At 69.3% G+C, this 22,542-nt stretch carries 22 protein-coding genes, 1 tRNA gene and 1 CRISPR repeat array (1 of these 24 cut by a window edge); of the genes, 12 read left to right on the plus strand and 11 right to left on the minus strand.

Translation table 11 applies throughout. From position 1 onward, the window contains the following. The first annotated feature begins 74 nt into the window (after positions 1-74). Positions 75-839 carry a GNAT family N-acetyltransferase gene (locus V5F53_RS11890; protein WP_393997584.1) on the plus strand — a complete coding sequence of 255 codons (765 nt, stop codon included), beginning with the start codon at positions 75-77 and terminating at the stop codon, positions 837-839. Positions 840-947: 108 nt separating this feature from the next. Here V5F53_RS11890 and V5F53_RS11895 read toward each other — a convergent pair whose 3' ends face one another. Continuing rightward, a complete protein-coding gene (locus V5F53_RS11895; RefSeq protein ID WP_393997583.1) occupies positions 948-1,397 on the minus strand; it encodes an arsenate-mycothiol transferase ArsC in 450 nt (149 codons plus the stop codon). A gap of 338 nt (positions 1,398-1,735) precedes the next feature. Between V5F53_RS11895 and V5F53_RS11900 the strand changes: the two genes are divergently transcribed. Then, positions 1,736-2,662: a hypothetical protein gene (locus V5F53_RS11900; protein WP_393997582.1), complete on the plus strand. Its 927-nt coding sequence runs from the start codon at positions 1,736-1,738 to the stop codon at positions 2,660-2,662. Between the two features lie 80 nt (positions 2,663-2,742). On the opposite strand, the gene V5F53_RS11905 is transcribed toward V5F53_RS11900, so the two are convergent. The 4 genes from V5F53_RS11905 to V5F53_RS11920 form a co-directional block, all read right to left on the minus strand. Next, positions 2,743-3,357, minus strand: coding sequence for an OmpA family protein (locus tag V5F53_RS11905; RefSeq protein ID WP_393997581.1), 615 nt, complete (start codon positions 3,355-3,357; stop codon positions 2,743-2,745). Positions 3,358-3,389: 32 nt separating this feature from the next. Next, complete coding sequence (locus tag V5F53_RS11910; RefSeq protein ID WP_393997580.1) at positions 3,390-3,803, minus strand: hypothetical protein; 414 nt, start codon at positions 3,801-3,803, stop codon at positions 3,390-3,392. Between the two features lie 98 nt (positions 3,804-3,901). Further along, complete coding sequence (locus V5F53_RS11915; protein WP_393997579.1) at positions 3,902-5,245, minus strand: multidrug effflux MFS transporter; 1,344 nt, start codon at positions 5,243-5,245, stop codon at positions 3,902-3,904. A gap of 9 nt (positions 5,246-5,254) precedes the next feature. Next, entirely contained in the window at positions 5,255-5,725 is a 471-nt protein-coding gene (locus V5F53_RS11920; protein WP_393997578.1) for a MarR family winged helix-turn-helix transcriptional regulator, read from the minus strand. A gap of 119 nt (positions 5,726-5,844) precedes the next feature. Between V5F53_RS11920 and V5F53_RS11925 the strand changes: the two genes are divergently transcribed. Beyond that, positions 5,845-6,954: a site-2 protease family protein gene (locus V5F53_RS11925; protein WP_393997577.1), complete on the plus strand. Its 1,110-nt coding sequence runs from the start codon at positions 5,845-5,847 to the stop codon at positions 6,952-6,954. 14 nt (positions 6,955-6,968) lie between these two features. Here V5F53_RS11925 and ubiG read toward each other — a convergent pair whose 3' ends face one another. Beyond that, complete coding sequence (ubiG, locus tag V5F53_RS11930) at positions 6,969-7,709, minus strand: bifunctional 2-polyprenyl-6-hydroxyphenol methylase/3-demethylubiquinol 3-O-methyltransferase UbiG (RefSeq protein ID WP_393997576.1); 741 nt, start codon at positions 7,707-7,709, stop codon at positions 6,969-6,971. Positions 7,710-7,961: 252 nt separating this feature from the next. On the opposite strand from ubiG, the gene V5F53_RS11935 reads away from it, so the two are divergent. The 3 genes from V5F53_RS11935 to fdxA all read left to right on the plus strand — a co-directional run bounded on the left by V5F53_RS11935 (position 7,962) and on the right by fdxA (position 12,077). Next, positions 7,962-11,264 carry a helicase-related protein gene (locus V5F53_RS11935; protein ID WP_393997575.1) on the plus strand — a complete coding sequence of 1,101 codons (3,303 nt, stop codon included), beginning with the start codon at positions 7,962-7,964 and terminating at the stop codon, positions 11,262-11,264. A gap of 154 nt (positions 11,265-11,418) precedes the next feature. Next, entirely contained in the window at positions 11,419-11,661 is a 243-nt protein-coding gene (locus V5F53_RS11940; protein WP_393997690.1) for a S4 domain-containing protein, read from the plus strand. A gap of 80 nt (positions 11,662-11,741) precedes the next feature. After that, entirely contained in the window at positions 11,742-12,077 is a 336-nt protein-coding gene (fdxA, locus tag V5F53_RS11945) for a ferredoxin FdxA (RefSeq protein ID WP_393997574.1), read from the plus strand. Between the two features lie 770 nt (positions 12,078-12,847). On the opposite strand, the gene V5F53_RS11950 is transcribed toward fdxA, so the two are convergent. Continuing rightward, positions 12,848-13,225, minus strand: a complete 378-nt coding sequence (locus tag V5F53_RS11950) for a hypothetical protein (RefSeq protein WP_393997573.1) — start codon at positions 13,223-13,225, stop codon at positions 12,848-12,850. Between the two features lie 183 nt (positions 13,226-13,408). Here V5F53_RS11950 and V5F53_RS11955 point away from each other — a divergent pair, with 183 nt between their 5' ends. From V5F53_RS11955 to V5F53_RS11965, 3 genes are all read left to right on the plus strand, one after another. Further along, positions 13,409-15,031: a peptide chain release factor 3 gene (locus tag V5F53_RS11955; protein WP_393997572.1), complete on the plus strand. Its 1,623-nt coding sequence runs from the start codon at positions 13,409-13,411 to the stop codon at positions 15,029-15,031. Between the two features lie 64 nt (positions 15,032-15,095). Continuing rightward, positions 15,096-15,956 carry a 2,3,4,5-tetrahydropyridine-2,6-dicarboxylate N-succinyltransferase gene (gene dapD / locus V5F53_RS11960; RefSeq protein ID WP_393997571.1) on the plus strand — a complete coding sequence of 287 codons (861 nt, stop codon included), beginning with the start codon at positions 15,096-15,098 and terminating at the stop codon, positions 15,954-15,956. 351 nt (positions 15,957-16,307) lie between these two features. Then, positions 16,308-16,397, plus strand: a tRNA-Ser gene (locus V5F53_RS11965). 65 nt (positions 16,398-16,462) lie between these two features. On the opposite strand, the gene V5F53_RS11970 is transcribed toward V5F53_RS11965, so the two are convergent. Both V5F53_RS11970 and V5F53_RS11975 read right to left on the minus strand, forming a co-directional pair. Next, positions 16,463-17,452, minus strand: coding sequence for a tyrosine-type recombinase/integrase (locus tag V5F53_RS11970; protein WP_509212297.1), 990 nt, complete (start codon positions 17,450-17,452; stop codon positions 16,463-16,465). 59 nt (positions 17,453-17,511) lie between these two features. After that, the gene (locus V5F53_RS11975) at positions 17,512-17,754 is read right to left on the minus strand and encodes a hypothetical protein (protein ID WP_393997569.1); all 243 of its coding nucleotides are present in this window, start codon (positions 17,752-17,754) and stop codon (positions 17,512-17,514) included. A 500-nt stretch (positions 17,755-18,254) separates the two neighbouring features. Here V5F53_RS11975 and V5F53_RS11980 point away from each other — a divergent pair, with 500 nt between their 5' ends. From V5F53_RS11980 to V5F53_RS11990, 3 genes are all read left to right on the plus strand, one after another. Further along, entirely contained in the window at positions 18,255-18,461 is a 207-nt protein-coding gene (locus V5F53_RS11980; RefSeq protein WP_393997568.1) for a hypothetical protein, read from the plus strand. A gap of 218 nt (positions 18,462-18,679) precedes the next feature. Further along, positions 18,680-18,874 (plus strand): hypothetical protein, encoded by a 195-nt coding sequence (locus V5F53_RS11985; RefSeq protein WP_393997567.1) that lies wholly within the window; start codon positions 18,680-18,682, stop codon positions 18,872-18,874. A gap of 14 nt (positions 18,875-18,888) precedes the next feature. Next, entirely contained in the window at positions 18,889-19,368 is a 480-nt protein-coding gene (locus tag V5F53_RS11990; RefSeq protein ID WP_393997566.1) for a hypothetical protein, read from the plus strand. Here V5F53_RS11990 and V5F53_RS11995 read toward each other — a convergent pair. Together V5F53_RS11995 and V5F53_RS12000 are read right to left on the minus strand one after the other, a co-directional pair. Then, positions 19,274-19,684, minus strand: coding sequence for a hypothetical protein (locus V5F53_RS11995; RefSeq protein ID WP_509212300.1), 411 nt, complete (start codon positions 19,682-19,684; stop codon positions 19,274-19,276). The two genes, V5F53_RS11990 and V5F53_RS11995, sit on opposite strands and share 95 nt — an antisense overlap. An 18-nt stretch (positions 19,685-19,702) precedes the next feature. Then, a complete protein-coding gene (locus V5F53_RS12000) occupies positions 19,703-20,011 on the minus strand; it encodes a metallophosphoesterase (RefSeq protein WP_393997564.1) in 309 nt (102 codons plus the stop codon). Positions 20,012-20,229: 218 nt separating this feature from the next. Beyond that, positions 20,230-22,542: direct repeats of the CRISPR family, unit length 29 nt; unit sequence CGGTTCATCCCCGCGCATGCGGGGAACAG (it continues 342 nt past the right edge of the window).

Consider the following 22,542-nt stretch of genomic DNA (forward strand, 5'->3'; position numbering starts at 1 on the left):
GTCCCGCCGCGCGCTGGCGTATCTGATGCCCCCAGGGGCGGCGCCACCGTTGCCGCCCCCGCAACGAGATCGCCATGTCCGCCCCTCGCCCCCCCGACAGCCCCCGCCCCGACAGTCCCGCCGCCGAAGGCCCGCCGCTGGGCCCGCCGCTGGGCCCGCCGGTGGAGGGGCCGCCGGCCCGCCGCCCGGAACCGGTGCGCCTTGAGGGGCGCTTGGTGCGGGTGGTGCCGTTCGATCCCGGGCGCCATGGGGCGGAGCTGCACGCCTTGTCCCATGGGCCGGAGCGGGACGCGCTGTGGGCCTATCTGGGCGCCGCCCCGTTTGCCGATCGCGACGCCTTCGTCCGCTTCTATGCCCAGGCCGCCACCAAGGCCGATCCCCTGCTGTTCGCGCTGGAGCAGACGGCGGACGGGCGCGCCGTGGGCCACGCCACCTACATGCGGGTCGAGCCCGCCCATCGGGTGGTGGAGGTGGGCAATATCCTGTTCACGCCCGCGCTCCAGCGCCGCCCCGCCGGCACCGAGGCCATGTATCTCATGGCGCGCCACGCCTTCGAGGACCTCGGCTTCCGCCGCTACGAATGGAAGTGCAACGCCTTGAACGCCCCCTCGCGGCGCGCGGCCGAGCGGCTTGGCTTCACCTTCGAGGGGGTGTTCCGCCAGCACATGATCGTCAAGGGCCGCAACCGCGACACCGCCTGGTATGCCATGCTCGACACCGACTGGCCGCGCGCCAGGGCCGCGTTCGAGGCCTGGCTCGATCCCGCCAATTTCGACGCCGAGGGCCGCCAGCGCCGTGCCCTGGAGGATGTGCGCGCCGCCCTGCCGGTCACGCCCTGAGGACGCCTCACGTCACGGACAGCGGCCGTGGACCACCACCAGGCGAGCCACCGGCTCGCCGCGCGGGCTGTCCCGACGATCGATCAGTGGAGCTCACGGGTCCCGGCTTCAGGCGGCGGCGGGGGCCAGTTCCTGCTCCACCAGGGTCGCCACCGCCTCGCGCAGCAGCGGCAGCAGGCAGCGATAGGCACGGCGGCGCTGCTGTGCGTCGCTGACGCGCGAGACGTCCTCGAAGCCCCAGCCGCGCAGCCGCAGCGGGTGCATCCAGGGCAGGCGGCGGGCGGCACGATGCGCCTCGTCCACCAGCGCCACCACCATGTCCACCCGTGGCGCGCCCGACAGGCCGAACACCTCCACCGGCTTGGCCGACAACCCGTCGACGGCGATGCCGCAGCGCTCCAGGCAGTCGAGCGCCGCCGCGTCCACCGGCGCGGGCGCCGACATGGCCGCGCTGAAGGCCCGCACGCCGGCGTGAAGATGCGTCGTGAGGGCCTCGGCCATGAGGCTGAGCCCCGCATTGTCGCGGCACACGAAGAGAATGGACGCACGCGCGATCATGATGCCCGCTCCTGTCGCCGGCCAGGCCCAGCCCCCGGCGGCGATTCGGCCCGGGCGGGACCCTAGTCGCCCCCCTCGACGCGGGCATGACAGGCTGCCGTTGCAGAAAGGACACAGCGAAAGGAATTTCCCCACCGCGAAGCGCGGTCGCTCAGCGTCAATATATTGAAATCGATAGCTTATTTTCGCCCGCCGCCGGCCCCGGCACGATCTTCCGCCGGCTACGTTTTACACGAAACTTGCGTTATTCACAGCGAGGTTGTTCCACAAGATCAATGGGATGCTGGCGGAAGACCGATTCGCGAATGCTTCGCCCGCGGCCAGATGTGGAGGCGAGAATGGCGAAGACGGAAGTGACCGGCGCCGCGGTCAGCAAGATCGCCGCGAAGGCGCTCAAGGACCCCGGCAGCATCACCCACGACGAGATCCGGAAGCTGGCCGCGTCGTGCCTGACCCAGGCGGCGGACAGGCCCCGGGAGGAGAGGAAGGGGAAATCGGCGCCCGCGCCCACCGCGCCCATGGCCCGGCCGGTGAAGGCCGCCGCCGCCGACGCCCCGACCCCCAAGGCCGCGGCGCCGGCCAAGGCCGCCCGCGCCGAGAATGAAGGCACCACGGGTAAAGGCGCCACGGCCGGGGGCGGCGACGCGAACCTCGAACCGGCGGTTCGCACGGGCGCCGCGAAGGCGGACGACAACAGCGCCGACGCAGCGGCCGCCGCCATCCCCGCCCCGGCGCGAAAGACCGCCAAGAAGACCGCCACGAAGACCGCCACGAAGAGCCCGCCGATGGCGGCACCCGACACGGCACCGCTTCAGGAGACACCCGCGCGCGCGGCAACGACACCAGCGGACGTGCCCGCCAAGGCCACGAAGACCACGAAGGTCCCCAAGGCGGCAACGACCGCCAAGAGCGCTACTGCTACAAGCACTACTGCTACAAGCACCGCTGCTACAAGCGCCACCGCCACGGGCGCGACCGTCAAGAGCGCGACCGCCAGGGCCACGCCCGTCGCAGCGGCCCGGCCGGCGGTGAAAGCCACGGCTGAAACACCCCGGACCGCGACCAAGGCGGGCGCCAAGGCACCGACAGAGACCTCGCCCAAGGCACCCGCCAAGACCTTGCCCAGGCTCGCGCCCAAGCCCGCGAACGACAGGCCCGCGAGCGACAGGCCCGCGAGCACCACCCGGCCCGACAAGGCCTCGGCGAAGGCCCCGTCAGCGGCGCCAGCCAAAGCCGAACGGAAGACCGTGCGGAAGGGCGGATAAGACACCGGCCGCGCAGCGTCCCGCGCCCCCGCGTGGCACCGCCGGCTTGGCCGGCTGGCGGTGCCACGCGGAGCACGGGCCTATTGCGGCAGCGGGCCGGCGCGGCCGATGTTGAAGATCTGCACCCGGCGATTGATCGCCGCGTCGGGGTGCTTGGGATCCTGCAGTGCTTCCTCGCCGACGCCCACGGCCTGGATGCGGCGCGGGTCCACCCGGAAGGTGGTGGTCAGCGCCTGGGCGATGGCGTCGGCCCGCTCCTGGCTGAGCTTCAGATTGTAGTCGCGGGTGCCGGTGGCGTCGGTATTGCCCACCACCAGGAATTTGTAGCCCAGCAGCACCGGATTGTGCATGGCATCGGCGATGGAGCCCAGGGTCCGGTAGGACGACGGCTTCACCATGGCCGAGTTCAGGTCGAACTCGATCTCCACGTTGATCTGGGCGAGGTTGTCGAGCTGCAGCGCCAGCGGCGGCCGGCTCTCCGGCGGGCCCTGGTACTGCATGTGCGCCACGGCCAGATTGCGCAGCGCCTCGGCCGACACGCCGGGCACGTCATCCACGGAGCTGACGAGCCCCTGGACGATCTGCGCGTTGGGGGTGAAGACCTGGGCGGCGGCCGGCGCCGACGCGCCGAGGGCCAGCGCGGCGCCGGCGCACAGCGCGGCGGCGACACCGAGGGTGAGACGCGTGAAGCTCATGATGCCGATCTCCTGCTCGTTCCCGGCGCGGTTCAGCGATAGCCGGCATTGGTGAGGGCGGCGGTGCAGGTCTGGCTCACCACCTTGGATGCCTCGACGAGGCAGGAGACGAGGTTGCCGTCGCCGGGCACGACGCCGGCGCAGAACTCGGCCCGGTCGCGGTCGCACGCCGCATAGACCGCCTTCTGGGCGGCGGCGCGGGCCTCGGTCAGCTGGCGGATGGAATCGTGATTGGCGGCGCAGGCCGGCGAAAGCTGGGCCTGATGGGCGACGAGGCACTGCTGGATGGCGCCGCTGCCCAGATTCACGCCGCGGCAGTGGCTCATGATGTCGCCGCCGCAATGCTGCGCCAGCAGGCCGGCGGCCTCGGCATAGCTCACCGTCTGCGCGTGCGCCGATGCCGGCAGCGCCATGAGCGCCGCCAGGACAAGTCCCGCGAACTTCATTTGAATCTCCCCCACCCCAGGCCGCCGCGCGGCCGCGGGAGATTGATCACGACCTCCCGAGGTCGGTCAACCGGGAATTCGGAGGGCTCGCGCGCGGACTAATTCCGTCGGGCGTAGGTCTCGGCCTCGATCTCGTCGCCGGCGGCGCCGACCACGCCCAGCGGGTCGGCGGCCAGCTCCAGGTCGGTCGCCTCCACCGTCCCGGCGTCCGCGGGCCCCCCGGCGCGGCGGGGCCGCAGCAGCACATGGCCGCCGAGGGCCACCAGGGCCATGGCCGGCACCAGCGTGGCGAGCGCCCCGAGCGGCGAGGGAAACAGCACCGCCACCACCGTGCCGAGGAAGCCGCCGCCGATCTGCATGAAGCCCATCAGCGCCGAGGCCGCCCCGGCGATGCGGGGAAAGCCCGCCAGCGCCGCGGTGGTGCAGCCCGGCAGCAGCATGGCGATGCCGCAGGCCCACAGGCCCACCGGCGCCATCACCGTCGCCGGCACCGTCGGCAGCAGCCGCAAGCCGACGCCGAAGCCCACCGCGCCGGCCGCCACCAGCGCCAGGCCAACCGGCACGATCGCCATGGCGCTCATGCGCTTCAGCAGACGCCCGGCCACCAGGGTGCCGAACAGGAACGAGCCGGTCTGCACCAGCATGGCGAGGCCGAATTCCGTCGGCGAAAGCCCCACCTGCTGGATCAGCACGAACGGCAGCAGCGCCGACAGCGTGTAGATCGCCCCGAGCCCGCCGCCGAGCACCAGACTGGCGCGCATGAAGGTGCGGTCGGCGAGGAGTTGCGCATAGCTGCGGGCGATGCCGAGCGGGGCCGCCAGGGCGGCATCGCGGGCGCGGTTGGTCTCGGGCACGAAGAAGGCGAGCAGCACCACCAGCACCACGCCGTAGGCCGCCATGCCCATGAAGATCATGTGCCAGCCGGCGAGCCCCAGGATGAGGCCGCCCAGGGTGGGCGAGACCGCCGGGCCGATGGCCAGCATGGTGCCGATGAGGTTCATGATGTGGGCCGACGCCGGCCCCGCATACTGGTCGCGCACGATGGCCCGCGAGATGGCGATGCCGGCGGCGCAGCCGATGCCCTGGAGCCCGCGCCCGACGATGAGCCAGCCCATGGAGGGCGCCCAGGTGGCCACCAGCGAGCCCAGCAGGTAGACGGAGAAGAAGCCGAGCGCCACCGGCCGCCGCCCGAAGGCGTCTGACAGCGGCCCGCACACCAGTTGCGAGAAGGCGAAGCCGAGAAAGAATACCGTCAGCGTCATCTTGACCGCCGCCGGCGTGGTGTCGAACGCGGTGACCAGGGTGGGCATCGCCGGGGTGTACATGGCGAGGCTGATGGGGCCGAGCATCACCATCAAGGCGCCGATCACGGCGACCCGCACCTGCGACATCATCGGGATCGGCGCGGGTGGCGGCGGGGCTTGGAACTCGGCGGGCTTCATGGCGTGTCCTTATTTCTCGTCCCGGTCCCCGTCGTCCCTGCAGCTCTCCTCCCGGCTCCGGGCGAGAGTGTCGCGGATGCGCACCAGCAGATCGCGGAGCACGGCCTGATCGTCGGCAGTGAAGCCGGCCAGCGCATCCCCCCGCGCCACCGCCGCCGCCGACTGGACCGCGGCGAGATAGGGCGCCGCCGCCGGAGTCAGGCGCACGATCTTGGCCCGGCGGTCCTTCGGGTCGGTCTCGCGCGCCACCAGGCCCCGCGTCTCCAGGGCGTCGAGGAAGCCCACCAGCGTCATGGGCTCCACGTTCATCTTCACCGCCAGCGCACTCTGCTTCAGGCCGGGATGAAGGTCCGCGTAGGCAAGGGTGCGCGCCTCCCCGGCGGTCAGGCCAAGGCCGGCGTGGGTGAAGGCGCGGTCGATGCGCGCCCGATAAAGGCGCGCGGCGTCGACCAGCAGAAAGCCAAGGGGTGTGTCCGCCATTTCATATATAGCCTTATAATAAGGTGACCTTATATTCAATTGCTTTCCGCGACCGGAGGGCGCCCTGTTGCGCGGCCCGCCGGCGGGCCTAGTGTGGCGGGCCCGTTCGGAGAAGCCCCATGCCCTGGTCCTTGACCATCGGCCGCCTCGGCGAGACCGCCATTCGCATCCACGTCACCTTCCTGCTGTTCCTGGTGTGGATCTGGGCCGCCTATTATCGCGCCGGCGGCGCCGAGGCGGCCTGGCAGGGGGTGCTGTTCGTCGCCCTGCTGTTCGCCTGCGTGCTGCTGCACGAGCTGGGCCATGTGGTCGCGGCCCGCCACTACGGGGTCAAGACCCCCGACATCACCCTGTGGCCGTTCGGCGGCATCGCCAGCCTGGAGCGGATTCCCGAGAAGCCCTCGGAGGAGCTGGTGGTGGCGGTGGCCGGGCCGCTGGTGAACGTGGTCATCGCGGCGGCGCTGCTGCTGGTGCTCGGCGCCGGCGCGCCGGTGGACGACCTGTCCAGGATCGAGGACCCCGGCACCTCCATGCTGGTGAAGCTGGCCGGGGCCAACATCTTCCTGGTGGTGTTCAATCTCATTCCCGCCTTTCCCATGGACGGCGGGCGGGTGCTGCGGGCGCTGCTGGCCATGCGCATGGGCTTCGGCCGGGCCACCGCCCTGGCCGCCAGCATCGGCCAGGGCCTCGCCATCGCCTTCGGGCTGGCCGGGATCTTCTTCAATCCCATGCTGATGATCATCGGCGTGTTCGTGTTCCTCGCGGCCTCGGGAGAGGCCGGGCAGGCCCAGCTGAAGGAGGCCTCGCGCGGGCTGAGCGTCGCCGATGCCATGATCACCCATTTCGAGACGCTGGGGCCCGGGTCCACCGTGGACGACGCGGCCGACGCCCTCATCCGCACCACCCAGCGCGAATTCCCGGTGGTGGATGGCGCCGGGCACCTGCGCGGGGTGCTGACCCGCGACGCCATGATCGGCGCCCTGAAGGACGACGGCCCGCGGACACCCGTGGCCGAGGTGATGCGCCGGGACATTCCCACCGTGGACGCACGCGCCCGCCTGGACGCGGCCCTGAAGCTCCTCACCGCCGCCCAGGCGCCGGCGGTGGGCGTGCTCGACGGCGAGGGACGGCTGGTCGGGCTGCTTACTCCGGAGAACGTGGGCGAGCTGATGATGCTCCACGCCGCCCGCCCGGAGCACGGCGCCGGCCTGTTCCGCCGCGCCGTTTGACCGGCCCGCGCGCTTCAGGCGCGCGTCGCCACCACGAAATAGTTCACGCCGAGATCGGGCGACAGCTTGAACTCCCGGGTCAGCGGATTGTAGGCGAGGCCGATCTTCTGGGTCGGCGTGTAGCCCGCCGCCGCCAGCGTCGCCTCGAGCTCGTCCGGGGTGATGAACTTCTCCCAGGTGTGGGTGCCCGGCGGCAGCCAGCGCAGCACGTATTCGGCGCCCACGATGGCCAAAGCGAAGCTCTTGGCGGTGCGGTTCAAGGTGGACAGGACGAGCACCCCGCCCTCGTCCACCAGTTGCCCGGCGGTGCGCACGAACAGGGCGACGTCCGCCACGTGCTCCACCACCTCCAGCGCCACCACTGCATTGAAGCGGGCGCCGCGCGCGGCCAGCTCCTCCGCCGTGGAGGGCAGGTATTCGATGTCGAGGCCGGCGGCGCGGCCGTGGGCGCGGGCCACCTCGATGTTGCCGGGCGCGGGGTCAACGCCGGTCACCTGGGCCCCCATGCGCGACAGGGGCTCGCTGAGCAGCCCGCCGCCGCAGCCGATGTCGAGCACGCGCAGGCCGTGGAGCGGACGCAGCGCGGCCTCGTCCCGGCCGAAATGGCGCACCAACGCAGACCGCAGGAAGGTGAGCCGCGCCGGATTCATGGCGTGGAGCGGGGCCATCTTGCCCTTCTCGTTCCACCATTCCGCGCCGAGCGCATCGAAGCGGGCGACCTCTTCCGGATCGACCGTGGCCTGGGACAGTGGCATGGAAGCCTCCTTCTCGCCATCGGGGCGGTGGAACCGGCCTAGAGCTTTACGCAGCCTCGCCCTCCCCCACAAGGGCGGGCAACCGGGAGGGACGGCTTCGGCGGAACGGAACGGGACGCACCGGCACGACGCGATTCGCGCGTGTTTTGTCGATGATTCGTTCCGCGATCGCCCATCCACACCTTTCGGCCTCGCCCTTGCGGCCCGATATGATACAGATCCCCCACACGAGAGCGGACGAAGCCGACGCCGATGGACGATGTCACCCAATGGGCCGTTTTGCCGCGCACCGTGCGGGCGCGGGGGGTGAGCGCCATCCTCGGCCCCACCAATACCGGCAAGACCCATCTCGCCATCGAGCGCATGCTGGGCCACGAAAGCGGCATCATCGGCCTGCCGCTGCGCCTGCTGGCGCGCGAGGTCTACCAGCGCATCGTCGAGAAGGTGGGGACCGACACGGTCGCCCTCGTCACCGGCGAGGAGAAGATCAAGCCCAAGCGCACCCGCTACTGGGTCTCCACGGTGGAGGCGATGCCGCGCGATCTCGACGTGGCGTTCGTGGCCATCGACGAGATCCAGCTCGCCACCGACCTCGACCGCGGCCACGTCTTCACCGACCGCATGCTGAACCGGCGCGGCCGCCACGAAACCTTGCTGCTCGGCGCCGCCACCATGCGGCCGCTGATCGAGAAGCTGCTGCCGGGCGTCACGGTGATGATGCGCCCGCGCCTGTCCACCCTCACCTTCGCCGGCGAGCGGAAGATCTCGCGCCTGCCGCGCCGCTCGGCCATCGTCGCCTTCTCGGCGGAGGAGGTCTATGCCATCGCCGAGTTCATCCGCCGCCAGCGCGGCGGGGCGGCGGTGGTGATGGGGGCGCTCTCGCCGCGCACCCGCAACGCCCAGGTGGAGCTCTACCAGTCCGGCGACGTGGACTATCTGGTGGCCACCGACGCCATCGGCATGGGCCTCAACCTGGACGTGGACCACGTGGCCTTCGCCTCGGACCGCAAGTTCGACGGCTGGCAGTTCCGCCGCCTCAACCCCTCCGAGATGGCGCAGATCGCCGGGCGCGCCGGGCGGGCGCTGCGCGACGGCAGCTTCGGCACCACCGGCCGCTGCCCGCCATTCGACCAGGAACTGGTGGAGCGCCTGGAGGACCATGCGTTCGACACCGCGAAGGTGTTGCAATGGCGCAACGCGGTCCTCGACTTCTCCTCCCTGCGCGGCCTGATGGCCTCTTTGTCGCAGCCCCCGCGCGAGGACGGGCTGACCCGCGCGCCCACCGCCGACGACGTCGCCGTGCTCGAAATCCTGAGCCGTGACATGGAGCTGGCGGCCCGCGCCACCACCCCCGCCCAGGTGGAGCGGCTGTGGGAGGTGTGCCAGGTGCCCGACTATCGCAAGGTGTCGCCGGGCGCCCATGCGGAGCTGGTCGCCACCCTGTTCGGGCATGTGGAAGGCGGCGGCTACATCCCCGATGAGTGGTTCAAACGTCAAATCGCCTTGACCGATCGCCCAGAAGGCGACATCGACACGTTGTCGAGCCGGATTGCGCAGGTGAGGACACTCACCTTCGTGGCCAACCGGCCCGACTGGCTCAAGGATCCGGAGCACTGGCAAGGCGTCACGAGAGGGGTCGAAGACAAGCTGTCCGACGCGCTGCACGAAAGGCTGGCCCAGCGTTTCGTGGATCGACGGACCAGCGTGCTCATGCGGCGCCTGCGAGAGAAAAAGATGCTCGAAACTGAAATCAGCAAGACCGGCGACGTCACCGTCGAAGGACACGTGATCGGCCACCTCCACGGCTTCCAGTTCCAGGCGGAACCGACCGCCGGCGGAGAGGAGGCCAAGGCGCTGCGCGCCGCCGCCCAGCAGGCGCTGGCCGGAGAGATCGAATCCCGCGCCAACCGCCTCTCGCAGGCGGTGGACGAGGCGTTCGTGCTCACCGCCGACGGCACCGTGCGCTGGACCGGCGAGGCCGTGGCCAAGCTCATTCCCGGCGACGAGGTGTTGAAGCCGCGCTTCAAGATCATCGCCGACGAGCACTTGAGCGGCCCCGCCCGCGACCAGGTGGACGCGCGCATCGCCCTGTGGATCACCGCCCACATCGACAAGCTGCTCGGGGCGCTCCTGAAGCTGCAGGCGGCGGAGGATGTCACCGGCATCGCCCGCGGCATCGCCTTCCAGATCGTCGAATCGCTCGGCGTGCTGGAGCGCGCACGCGTCGCCGAGGACATGAAGAGCCTGGAGCAGGCGGCCCGCGCCACCCTGCGCGGCTACGGCGTGCGATTCGGCGCCCACCATATCTACCTGCCGGCGCTGCTGAAGCCCGCGCCCCGCGCCCTGGCGGCCGAGCTCTATGCGCTGAAGCATGGGGGTCTCGCCCAGAAGGGCCTCGACGAATTGCCGCACCTGGCGGCGTCCGGGCGCACCTCCATCCCGGTGGACCACGAGATCCAGAAGGGCCTCTACCGGGCCGTCGGCTTCCGCGTGTGCGGCGAGCGGGCGGTGCGCGTGGACATCCTGGAACGCCTCGCGGACCTGATCCGTCCGGCGCTGGACTGGCGTCCCGCCTCGCCCGGGCCCAAGCCCGCCGGAGCCGTGGACGGGCGTGGCTTCACCGTGACCGTGGGCATGACCTCGCTTGCCGGCTGCTCGGGGGAGGATTTCGCCTCCATCCTGAAGTCGCTGGGCTATCGCATGGAGCGCCGCCCGCCGCCGCCCGAGGCCCCGGCCCCGGTGGCAGCTGCCCCGGCTGAGCTTGCCCCCGTCCCCGAGGGCGCCATCGAAGCCGACCTGCTGTTCGACACCCCCGCCGACATCGAGGAGACGCACGGGCACGACGATCCGACCGACGCGACCGTCGCCATCGACATCGTCGAGATCGACACCGTCGCCGGCACGCCGGAGGCGGCCGAATCCGGCGCCTCGTCCGATGCCGCCGAGCCCGTCGCGATCCCTGTCGCGATTCCCCTGGCTGACGCCGAGCCGGCGCCGACAGAGGAGCTCGTGGAGGCGGAGGCCGCCGTCGCGGCGCTCGACGCCAGCGGCGACCCCACCGCCGCAGAAGTCGCTGCGGAGGTGGACGCCCCGGCCGCGCCGGGCGGATCCGAGGTCGTGGAGGGCGTGCCCGCCGAGCCGGAGATGATCGAGGTGTGGCGGCCGGGCCGCCCGCCGGGCGCGCCGCGCCGCGATCGTCCCCAGCGCGAGGGCCAGCGCTTCGGCGGCAAGGACGGCGAGCGCAAGGAGGGGCACCGCCGGGGGGGCGAGCGCCGCGACGACCGCCGTGAGGGCGGGCCCGGCCATCGCCGGCCCGACCGTGCCGAGCCGGCCGCCGCCGCCGAGGCCCCGCCCGCCGAGGGCGAGCGCGCGCCGCGTCCGCCCCGGGGCGATCGCCCGCAGCGCGGACCGCGCGAGGACAATCGCGGCCCCCGCCCCGAGCACCGCCCGCCCCACACGGAGCGCCGCCGCGACAAGCCGGTGGACCCCGACAGCCCGTTCGCCGCCCTCGCCGCCCTCAAGGCGCGCATGGACGCGGACAAGAAGGGCAAGTGACCGCCGGCTGGCGCCCGCCAGGGCCGGCACCACGGCACGCGTGAGAAAGACGCGCCCCTCCAAAGCCGCCTCGCCCGCTCACGCTTCAAGCAAACGTGAACGGGCGGCGGACACCGGCGCGGCGGAGCCGGCCGCCGACCGGCAGCGGCTAGACCTGTGGATCTGGCATGCCCGGGTGGTGCGCAGCCGCGCCGATGCGGCGGAACTGGTCCGCGCCGGCCATGTCCGCCTCGACGGGGCGCGCGTCACCACGCCGGGACAGGGGGTGCGCGCGGGACAGGTGCTCACCATCGCCCTCACGCAGCGCATCAGGGTGCTGCGAGTCTTGAGCTTTTCTGAACGGCGCGGAGATGCTACATCAGCCTCCGAGCTTTTCGATGAAATCACCGAAAACTGAAGTGCAATAAAAGAGCGCGGCGAGCGCCCGCTTGCACCCATCCCCCGGGTGCGCTACGCGAGGCCGCGAAAGGGATTGCCATGGCTTACGTCGTCACCGAGAACTGCATCCGCTGCAAGTACACGGATTGTGTCGCGGTGTGCCCCGTGGATTGCTTCTACGAGGGCGAGAACATGCTCGTCATTCACCCCGACGAGTGCATCGACTGCGGCGTATGCGAGCCGGAATGCCCGGCCGAGGCCATCAAGCCGGATTCCGAGCCCGGCCTGGAAAAGTGGGCGGCGCTGAACGCCGAATACGCCCAGGTGTGGCCCAACATCACCATCAAGCGCGACGCCCCGCCCGACGCCAAGGAATGGGACGGCAAGCCCGGCAAGGAGCCCCTGTTCTCGCCCGAGCCCGGCACCGGGGACTGAGGACCCGCAGGCGGCCCCAGGCGCCCGGCCCGCAAGGCTGCTTCCAAAGCTGCCTCCCAGCCCGACACGTCCGCCACCGGCCCGCCGACCGCAGGCCGGTGGCGGACGTGTCAGGGTGTGCGAGACGGGACGCAAAACCTCGCGCCCGCCTCGCGCGCGGTCCCGACACCCGATAGCCCTGGCCTCTCCTCCGCCGCGTGCAAAGATACGCCGTGCGCAAGGATGCGCGCGCAGGGCGACGACACGCGCCGCCGCCCCGTCCAACCCATCCGCCAGATCGGCGCGCACATCATGCTCCCGCGAACGGGACGCGCCACCCGCCCGCCCGGATCAGCCCCGCCTCGTCTGCCCCACGCCGCCGCGCGTGGGGCGGCCGTTGCGGCCCGCGTCGTCGCGCTGGTTTCGCGCCCCACGCGCCGGCGCGTGGGGCGACCGCACGTCTCTGAAGCGTTTCTCCATCAACGTGAATTCGCACGTCTTGCGCACACCGGCGCAAAGAGCCTCTCGGCCGCGCCGCCCGGCGTGGACCGGCCTTCGGCTTCATGCCGCGCGATCAAGAGCTTGGACACTCGCGCGAACCCCAGCGGAAAAGCGCGGCCGCGACTGGATCGCGCGCCGGCCCACCGGCCCCAGCCCGCCCCGAAAGCCGGCGCGCCCCACACCATGTGCCGCGCCGGCCGGCGCGCCAGGCGCCACGGACGCCCCCGGGTTGAGGCGCGATGCCGCTCCTGCCCCGCGCGAGGCGCCGTCGAGGGCGGGGGCCGCGCGCCTCAGGGCAGGCGCTCCAGCTGCTGGTATTGCGATTGCACAATCTGCCCGGCCGCGTCGAGCCAGGCCCGGCCATACCGGGAGGCCGACAGGCTCGGTACCGGCTGGTAGATGGTGCCGCCCAGCGGCGGCTGCGCGCCCGGCTGCACACAGGGCACCGCCAGCGCCACCGCGCCGCCCGGCTTGAAGGCGGCGCCGCGTTCCACCTTCGCCACCCTGCCCTCCACCCGGCAGGCGCCGAACGGCGTGGACGGGGGCATCACAGTCCGGACCTCGATCACGATGACACTGGCGGCATCGCGGCGCGCGTTCTCATAGACATAGGGCGGCATCAGCGCCGCCGCCGGCCCCGACGCCAGCAGCGGAACCGCCAGCAGCACGAGCGTCGCCGCCGGCCCCGGGCGCGATCCGCGCCACCGCCCGGCGCCCTCCCTGCCCGGCGCGCCCGCCGCCTCACCGCTCCGGGCAGGTCCCGCCCCTCGATGCGCTGTTCCGCTCGTCATCCGTCGGGCTCCCCCGTGTTGGCCGTTTATCGGCGCGGCGTTTCACATTATATAGCCGCCATGCTCGAGACCACAGAACACGGTGCGGCGTGCGCCGCCGCCAAGCCAGGCGACCTGCCCGACTATGCCCGTCGGCGCACCTTCGCCATCATCTCCCATCCGGATGCCGGCAAGACGACGCTCACGGAAAAGCTGCTGCTCGCCTCCGGCGCCATCCGCATGGCCGGCCATGTGAAGGCGCGCGGCGAGCGCCGGCGCACCCGCTCCGACTGGATGGAGATCGAGCAGCAGCGCGGCATTTCCGTGACCTCCTCGGTGATGACGTTCGAGCGCGACGGCATCGTCTTCAACCTGCTCGACACGCCGGGCCACTCGGACTTCTCCGAGGACACCTACCGCACCCTTTCGGCGGTGGACGCGGCGGTGATGGTGATCGACGCCGCCAAGGGCATCGAGAGCCAGACGCGCAAGCTGTTCGAGGTTTGCCGCCTGCGCGACATCCCCATTTTCACCTTCGTCAACAAGGTGGACCGCGAGGGCCTCGACCCCATCGCTTTGATGGACGAGGTCTCCTCCACCCTGGCCCTGGACCTGACCCCGCTCACCTGGCCCATCGGCCTCGGCGTGGACTTCCGCGGCCTCATCGACATCCACGCCAGGCGCGCCCTGCTCGCCACCGAGCGGGGCGGGCCGCTGGTGCGCGAGGTGCCGTTCGAGACGCCGGAGGACCTGATCGGCCTGGAAGGCGTGGAAGAGCGCATCCTCACCGAGGCGGTGGAGAGCCTCACCCTGGCGCTGGGCGTGCTGCCGCCGTTCGATCTCGAGGCCTTCCGCGAGGGCCATCTCTCCCCGGTCTATTTCGGCAGCGCGCTGAAGGAGGCCGGTGTCGCCGAGCTGCTCGCCGGCCTCGGCAGCGTTGGGCCCAGCCCCCTGCCCCGCGCCGCCAAGGACCGCTCCGTGGAGCCGGCCGAAGACATGGTCTCCGGCTTCGTGTTCAAGGTGCAGGCCAACATGGACCCGAACCATCGCGACCGGGTGGCCTTCGTGCGCCTCTGCTCGGGCCGCTTCAAGCGCGGCATGAAGCTCTACAATGCCCGCGAGAAGCGGCAGATGGCCATCGCCAACCCCATCTTCTTCTTCGCCCAGGAACGCGAGACGGTGGACGAGGCGGTGGCCGGCGACATCATCGGCATTCCCAACCATGGCATGCTCCGGGTGGGCGACACCCTGTCCGAGGGCGAGACCATCCGCTTCGAGGGGCTCCCCGACTTCGCCCCCGAAATCCTGCGCCGGGTGCTGCTGGCCGACCCCATGAAGGCCAAGCAGCTCCTGAAGGCCCTGCAGGACATGGCCGAGGAAGGGGTGGTGCAGGTGTTGAAGCCGGTGTCCGACCCCGCCCCCATCGTCGGCGTGGTGGGGCCGCTGCAGCTTGAGGTGCTGGCGGCGCGGCTGGAGAAGGAATACGGCGTGCCGATCCGCTACGAGACGGTGTCGTTCGTCACCGCCCGCTGGATCGTCGGCGAGCGCACCGAGGTGGATCGCTTCCTCGATTCCAACCGCTCCTCCACCGCCCGCGACCGCGACGACGCCCCGGTCTACCTGGCGCGCAGCCAATGGGTGCTGGACCGGGCCATCGAGGAGTGGCCCAAGCTCAAGTTCGTGGCGGTGAAAGAGCGCGGCTGAGCCCGCCTCCCGCTTCCCCTTGTCATCGAACCGGCCGGGACCGCCCCGGCCCAAAGGAAGACCCATGCCCGCATCCGCGACCGACCTGACCTCGCTTGCAGCCATCATCGACGCCGCCTTCGAGCGCCGTGCCGACATCGGCTTTTCCACCACGGGCGAGGTGCGAGACGCTGTCGACACCGCGCTCGCCCTGCTCGACGCCGGCCAGGCCCGGGTGGCGGAGCGCCAGGCGGATGGCCAGTGGCAGGTGAACCAGTGGCTGAAGAAGGCGGTGCTGCTCTCGTTCCGCCTCAACGACATGGCCACCATCGCCGGCGGCCCCGGCGGCGCCAGCTGGTGGGACAAGGTGCCCTCCAAGTTCCTGGCCTGGACCGAGGCCGATTTCCGCGCCGCCGGCTTCCGTGCGGTGCCGGGCGCCATCGTGCGCCGCTCCGCCTTCATCGCGCCCAACGTGGTGCTCATGCCCTCGTTCGTGAATCTCGGCGCCCATGTGGGCGAGGGCACCATGGTGGATACCTGGGCCACCGTGGGCTCGTGCGCGCAGATCGGCCGGAACGTGCACCTGTCCGGCGGCGTGGGCATCGGCGGGGTGCTGGAGCCGCTGCAGGCGGGCCCGGTCATCATCGAGGACGACTGCTTCATCGGCGCCCGCTCCGAGGTGGTGGAAGGCGTGGTGGTGCGCACCGGCTCGGTGCTGTCCATGGGCGTGTTCATCTCCGCCTCCACCAAGATCGTCGACCGCGAGACCGGCGAGGTGTTCGTGGGCGAGGTGCCGGCCTATTCGGTGGTGGTGCCGGGCACCCTGCCGGGTAAGCCGCTGCCCAATGGCCAGCCGGGGCCTTCGCTCTCCTGCGCGGTCATCGTCAAGCGCGTGGACGCCCAGACCCGCTCCAAGACCTCCATCAACGACCTGCTGCGCGACTGATCGCCAGGATGCGGGGGCGGCCATGCCCCCGCGTCGTTATGATGCCGGCGCGCGGTGGACGGCGGCAGATCCCGGGGCCCGCGCCGCCGGACGACGGCCTGGTGAAGACCCTGTGCACAGCGCATGAAAAGCCTGAGAATGCCGCTTGCACCGATACGATGAGCCTGTATATTCCGCCGCCTCTGCAGGGTGCAGCGCATCAACCGGCGCGGCATGTTTCATCGGTTTCGGTGAAAACAGCCTTGAAGAGCCGCCAGCCGTGTCCTTCACGGGCGGCGGGAGCTGAAGGTGATCGGCACCCCCGATCCCCAGACTGCTCATCCGGTTCCACATGCGCCCGCGCATGCGGCTGGAGAGGTGGCCGAGTGGTTGAAGGCGCACGCCTGGAACGCGTGTATACGGGCAACCGTATCGAGGGTTCGAATCCCTCTCTCTCCGCCATCCACATTCGCCCGCCCTTTATTTTCAATAGGTTATAAGGGGAATTGTCTAACTTTCAGCAGCGGTTAGACAGGCTTTTGTTCTTGCTCCATTCCATAGGTCATGGCCATCGCTTGTTCAGCCAAGCGCACCTGATCCGCAGCCTCAGTGTAGCGCGACACCTCCTTGTCTGTCTTGTGACCCGTGATGGCCTTGATCTGCTGATTGCTGCATCCGGCCTCGGCCATGCGGCGGGCAGCGGCCTTCCGCAGCCCGTGCGCCGAGCATTGAGGCAAACCAGCTTCGTCACAGCGATCTCGGAACCAGTTGCCAAAGCCGGCAGGGGTGAACGGCTTGCCATACTCGGTGACCAGAAATGTCAGGTTGTTGCGAGGCCTGCCGGCCATAACCGTCTGTAAGATCGGATGCATCGGGATGGCGAGGCGAACCTTCGTCTTGATCTGACGCACCTTGATCTTGCTGCCGGCGACATGCTGCCACCCCAGCGTGACCGCATCGCTGCGCCGCTGTCCGGTGTAGAGCATGAGAGCCAGAGCAAGGTGAGGCTTGGTCGCGATCGGGTGACGCTGTCCGAAAGCCGCGATCTCTTCCTCAGTCCAGGTGTGGAACCCATCAGTCTCGTTGCTGAAGCCGCGGATGCCCGATGTCGGATCATCCGAGCGCATGCGGATATCGAGGGCGAGTCGAAACAGGCCTTTAAGACGATCCAGCAGATTGTTCGCAGCGGCGGGCGTCTCGTGCATGGCGCCAATGATCGCCTTGACGTGCTTGCGCTCGATGGTCGCCACGCGCTTTTCGCCGTGCTTGACGCGGAAGCGCTCAATGATCCCGCGATATGTCGCCTGGGTGCTCTCCGCGCGACCCGTGAATTCCGGAGACCCATAATAGGCGGCGATGAGGGCATTCAACGTGCCCGGCAATGAGCGAGCCAGCCCCGGCTGAACAACGGGCGCGGCTTGTGCGGAAAGACAAGCCTGGTATTCCTGCATGAAGTCAGGCGTCCAGGGAATTGATTTGAAGTAGTAGCTCTCGTACCCTTTGCGGCGAAAGCGCACTCGCAGCTTTCCGTGCCTATCTTTAAATTCGGAGACGTATTTAGGAAGGGGGCAACGTGTCATTTACGCGCCTCCAGAACCTCATCCCATTCGTTTGCAATCCTGTTCGCAGGAGCGGCGGACAGCTCACCCAATAGCAACACCGGCCCTTCGGCGGTGATCTTGACGCCTGCGAGTCGATCCATCGGGATTCCCGCCGCCAAAACACATTGAACCAGCCGCATGATATCATGCTGGCGACAGAACTTGCGAAATCGAGATGTAATGAGAGTCACAGATTCGTGCATATTTTCTTCCGGCATTAGCTCATCGCTCTGACAATGAATATTTTGTAGCGAAAATGCTATTCACCATCAGATATCAAATTTTATGAAGCGACGTTTCCTGTCAAACACTGAGTACTGGTCCAAACACGACAATGTATCGCTCAATTTTATCCGGAAGGAACACTTCCAACGATCCCTCAACGATACCTATCGATTAAAAATCGTTGAAAATTGTATGCAATTTTGCTGCGCAGAGTGCTGACGCAGATGCGAAATTCCTGTGAATAACGGCGGTCATGCTCCGCCAGCTCACCGCAGTTGGCTCGTAAGGAAGCGCTGGCGTTCACCGTAGAGATCTTCGCGCGACTCGCACCATCATCCCGCTTCCGGGGAAGGACAGGGGAAGTCGCATGGCGGGAGATTAGGCAAACGTGCAACGCGCATGGTATCACCACGACGCGGAAATCAGGTCTATCGCGAAGCCCTACCTCTGGTGGAAGCCGCGGGAGGGTGTACCGCACGCGATCGAGCGCGCCATGGCGCAGATCATGAACCTCGGCACCTATGATGACATCCAGAAGCTTGAGGCGCTGCTGCCGCCGGCTGAGTTCGCCGACATCATGCGCCTGGCGCAGCCGGGCTGGCTCTCGCCCCGCTCCTGGTCGTTCTGGCTTGGCCGCCTCGGCGTGGACACCTGCGTGGCGGGGATCGCCGAGGAAGCGCCCCGCCGGACGTTCGGATAAGCAAGTAAGTTTGTGGCTTAATGGCACTCTAATGGTGCATATTTGCACCATGAAACAGAAGGCGCGCATCCCCTCCCTGCGGGCGGCGGCCGGGCTGGTGAAGCTCGGCGAGGACATCGCCATCGCGCGCAAGCGCCGGCGCTTCACGCAGCAGCGGCTGGCGGACGGGGCGGTTCAACGTCGCCACCATCCGGCGTCTGGAGCGCGGGGACCCCGGTGTGTCCATCGGCACGCTGGCGATGGTGTTCCTGACCCTGGGCGAGCAAGGACGCATGGCGGATCTGCTCGACGTGTCGAAGGATGACATCGGCCTCACGATCAGCGTGAACGCGCTGCCGAAGCGGGTGCGCGCCGGCCGCAAGCGGACCGGCAAGGTCCCTGGTGGTCAGGGAACGGATGAGGTGGCGTTCTGAGCACGGGACGGACCATGCTGATTCCGACGAGCGGTGGCGTGCTCCGTCAGCTCGCCGCGGCCGGCGCCCTGGACGCGGCGACGTTTGCCGGCTGGCAGGTTGTCATTGCCGACCTGGTGGAGAGGGAAGCCCGCGGCTGGGAGAGGGGTCCGCCCCAAGCGCGAGAGGTCCTCTCCTGGATCGAGAGCGCCGGCGGCGCTGTGCAGCGGGTGGAGACTGCGCCGGGGATCGCCTATGGCGCCCTGGTGGCGCGGAAAGAAACGCCACAGGCTGCAGCTATGCTCAAACACCTGCGGCGCGGCGGCGGCGCCCGCGCCGTGCGCGATGTCGTCGAGGGGCTGGAGCCGGGCGAGGTCGGCTCCGTCCTCGTGGTTGATGACGATCCGGGCGTCGCCGCCCTCATGAGCGCGGCTCGGGTGCCCGTGCGGTGCCTGCCGGCAGCACACGCGCTTCAGCTTCTTCTTGCCGAGCGGGCTCCCCGATCACCTCGATGAAATCGACGGGCCCGCCCGGCGTGTCGTCATCGAACACGCCAACGACGAGGCGGCCGGTGGACCAGGCGAAGGTGTCGAGATCGGTGCGGTGCGTCTTCAGCACCGGGCCGTCGGCAAACTGGTGATGACCATGAACCACATGGAAGTCACCGTGCCCGCCCTGTTCATCGTCGCCATAGAGGGCCCAGAGCAGGGTGCTTTCCCGCTGGCGGTGGAGGGGACGATAAGGGTCGACGGCCGCATGCACATAGACCCGCTGCAGGTCCACATGCATGAGGGGGAGACCCTTCAGCCAATCGATATGGGTATCGGGCACGAAATCGGCAGAGTCGCCCTAGGACCGAAGCGTCGCATCGCCCCCGTTGCTCATCCACAGCTTGCGCTCGATGAACACGGCCTCGCAGCCGGTGAGCGCCCGCAGCATCATCTCCTCGTGGTTGCCGCGCAGGCAAACCCATTCCCAGCCCTGTGACGGGCCGGCGACCAGGCGCGCGATGACCTGCTTGCTCTTCGGCCCCCGGTCCACATCGTCGCCCAGGAACACAACGGTGCCGCTCGCCACGCGCGCTTCGATGGCGGCCAGGGCCGCCTCCAGGAGGTCGGCCCGGCCGTGCAGGTCGGCAATGGCGAAGGTCAGCGACATGGGATTTCTCGCGACGTGTGAGAAGGCGCTCCCCTCCCCGAAGTGGCAGGGGTTGGGGGTGGGAGGAAGGCGGCCATTGTGGCGCTGGCCGGGGATCAGGCGCTACCCCCTCATTCTGCCCCTTGTTTGATCCGGGCCGGAGGCCGGAGAGAACCCGCGGAGCGCGCACGGTGGCAACCGGAACGCCTCCACCCCGTAACCAGACGAGCGCCCATCTGCGGTTCATCCCCGCGCATGCGGGGAACAGGGCGTTGCTGCTGACTCGTCCACGATGGACGGCGGTTCATCCCCGCGCATGCGGGGAACAGGCCAGAGCCGTCAATGTGGCGTCGATAGGCTGCGGTTCATCCCCGCGCATGCGGGGAACAGTCTATCAAATCCTCACCGCTGCCGGCCGGGTGCGGTTCATCCCCGCGCATGCGGGGAACAGGAGCGACTGCCCGTAGACCAGGACGTGCATGACGGTTCATCCCCGCGCATGCGGGGAACAGGCGTCGAGAGCCGCGTATCCGTAGGGCACGCCCGGTTCATCCCCGCGCATGCGGGGAACAGCGGCCGGGGCTCGCCCACGCATCCAAGGTGTCCGGTTCATCCCCGCGCATGCGGGGAACAGGGGCGGGATGCGCGGCTGGCCATTCTCGCGGCCGGTTCATCCCCGCGCATGCGGGGAACAGTCCTTGCGGTCGTACCAGCGCGCGCGAGCCCGCGGTTCATCCCCGCGCATGCGGGGAACAGGACGGCAACGCCTCGGCGCGTCCAGGCGGGACCGGTTCATCCCCGCGCATGCGGGGAACAGTTGCCCAGCGCCGCGCCGAGCGATCTCGCGAGCGGTTCATCCCCGCGCATGCGGGGAACAGCCCTTATGGGCCGCCTGCTCGGCGGTGTCGGCCGGTTCATCCCCGCGCATGCGGGGAACAGTTCACGGTCACGGCGCAGAGCTACACTGTTAGCGGTTCATCCCCGCGCATGCGGGGAACAGGACCGATCCGGAGACCGGGCACGTCGTCCTGCCGGTTCATCCCCGCGCATGCGGGGAACAGAGCCTCAGCGCCTCCGTGCGCTCCCGGGTCTGCGGTTCATCCCCGCGCATGCGGGGAACAGATACGATTGAAGGCGGCGTCGAGGTCCTCAGCTGGTTCATCCCCGCGCATGCGGGGAACAGAACTCGACATACCGCCCCGCATAGAGCGGATACGGTTCATCCCCGCGCATGCGGGGAACAGAGCCGCGCCGCCAGCACCTCTTCCCCGCCCATCGGTTCATCCCCGCGCATGCGGGGAACAGTTCGGTTTGAGCGAGGCTCACAGAGACAAACCCGGTTCATCCCCGCGCATGCGGGGAACAGACAGCTAGGCTCGGGCTGGTGTCTCTCACTCACGGTTCATCCCCGCGCATGCGGGGAACAGCGCGCCATGAAAATCAGATTAACCACACTGGGCGGTTCATCCCCGCGCATGCGGGGAACAGTGCATGTTGGCGGTGCCATCCTTGGCCCAATACGGTTCATCCCCGCGCATGCGGGGAACAGAGTTCCTCGGCCGGGTCGATCTCCACGCCGAGCGGTTCATCCCCGCGCATGCGGGGAACAGCGAGACCGCTGAAGGCCAAACAATCTTGATCCCGGTTCATCCCCGCGCATGTGGGGAACAGATCCGGAGAGCCGAGCAGAGGAAAGCCTGACCCGGTTCATCCCCGCGCATGCGGGGAACAGAGCGCTTGGCCTTGGCCTGCGTCATACCCTTCCGGTTCATCCCCGCGCATGCGGGGAACAGCAAGCGGCGCGGCCGTCAGCCGGGAGCCGTAGCGGTTCATCCCCGCGCATGCGGGGAACAGGCATTGATGTGCGCCTCCATGTCGGCGCGCATCGGTTCATCCCCGCGCATGCGGGGAACAGTCCGTAGCTGTAGCGCGTCGCGATCCACCATGCGGTTCATCCCCGCGCATGCGGGGAACAGTTTTGGCTTTGCCATTCGCTTTTGCCTTTCGCCGGTTCATCCCCGCGCATGCGGGGAACAGATCAACCTCGTGGCAGCTGCGGGATCGACCGACGGTTCATCCCCGCGCATGCGGGGAACAGGGCGATGCCGTCCACCACCAGGCCATTGGCGGCGGTTCATCCCCGCGCATGCGGGGAACAGCATGAAGTGGATGGGGAACGTCATAAACCCCTCGGTTCATCCCCGCGCATGCGGGGAACAGCCACATCCGTGTTCCAAGACGCCCGCACCCTCCGGTTCATCCCCGCGCATGCGAGGAACAGATATGTCTCCACCATCAATTTCCGGAGACAGACGGTTCATCCCCGCGCATGCGGGGAACAGGGAACCGTCTCGGCGGCGCTCGCAATATCGATCGGTTCATCCCCGCGCATGCGGGGAACAGTCTACCGCCGCCCTGAATCGGGTGCGGCGGTCCGGTTCATCCCCGCGCATGCGGGGAACAGGGTTTCGACGCCCCGGTGACGGTCTCGGTGTACGGTTCATCCCCGCGCATGCGGGGAACAGCAGACAGTGAATGCCGTGCCATAATAA

Source organism: Xanthobacter cornucopiae (assembly GCF_043195065.2).
Taxonomy (GTDB): Bacteria; Pseudomonadota; Alphaproteobacteria; order Rhizobiales; family Xanthobacteraceae; genus Xanthobacter.